General features: G+C 42.6%; 2 protein-coding genes. One reads left to right on the top strand and one right to left on the bottom strand.

What is annotated here, in order from left to right; all coding sequences use genetic code 11:
* Positions 1 to 571 (bottom strand): DnaB-like helicase N-terminal domain-containing protein (locus ACWHAR_RS24120; protein WP_452088064.1); only part of this gene is annotated, 571 nt, incomplete at its 3' end.
* A gap of 220 nt (positions 572 to 791) precedes the next feature.
* Here ACWHAR_RS24120 and ACWHAR_RS24125 point away from each other — a divergent pair.
* Complete coding sequence (locus ACWHAR_RS24125) at positions 792 to 941, top strand: DUF2188 domain-containing protein (protein WP_237984026.1); 150 nt, start codon at positions 792 to 794, stop codon at positions 939 to 941.
* Positions 942 to 948: the final 7 nt, after the last annotated feature.

A 948-nucleotide genomic window follows, 5' to 3' on the forward strand; every position in this document is an offset into this window, starting at 1 on the left:
TAAACCCTGTTGGAATCCCCGTGATATCACCTTTTCGATTGTGAAGCTGTTCGATATTATCATAGGTTTGGACAAGGACGTCCTTAATATTTTGGAAGGCGCTCGTGTTTTTGCGCTGTGCCACTTCCATAATCGTTTTTTCCGCTTCACTGAGTAAATCCTCGACCTCATGCTCACGGGTATACCCGTCTTGAGCAATCGTTGTCGCAGTTCTGATTAATCGGCGAAGAATCGATTTTTCCTCAACGATTTTCGCGTAATATTCTATATTAGCCGCTGTCGGCACCGAGTTTGCAATATCTGTCAAATATGAAATGCCGCCTACTTCTTCCAGCAGGTCTGTGTTCGCAAGCTCTGATGTTACCGTCACCAGATCAACCGGTTCACCTCGGTCACCGAGCACCAGCATCGCATTATAGATTTTTTGGTGGGACATTCTATAGAAATCATCTGGAATCAATACTTCTGAAGCCAGTGTTAAAGCAGACGGCTGTAAAAAAATAGCGCCTAACACGGCTTGTTCGGCTTCTATATTTTGCGGAGGAAGCCGGTCATTCAGAAGGTCTGTCATGCTAAGCACCGTCCTCTCATTAAAAAATCTCCAACCTCCATTCTACCATTTCTACAGAAAAAAAATAGAAAAATTGTCTGTTTCCTGTTTTTTTCAGTTAGCAGATTGGATCGTTTCGGACAGCAACAAGGCGGGAAAAATGCAATAAAACATGAGGGAGGAATGAAAGATGATAAAGAAATATGCGATTACGCCTAATGTTGATGCGGACGGCTGATTTATTGAGGTGGAGAATGTAGCGCCGACAGCTTTGTATACGTCTAAAGACGCCGCTATTGAAAAGGCCAAACAGGTGGCTAAGGAAAACAGTCCGTCTAAGCTTGTAATTTATGACCAGTTTAAAAATGTGGAAGAAGAACACTCATTTTAATGAATGA

The sequence above is a fragment of the Bacillus sp. LR--39 genome (assembly GCF_053613335.1).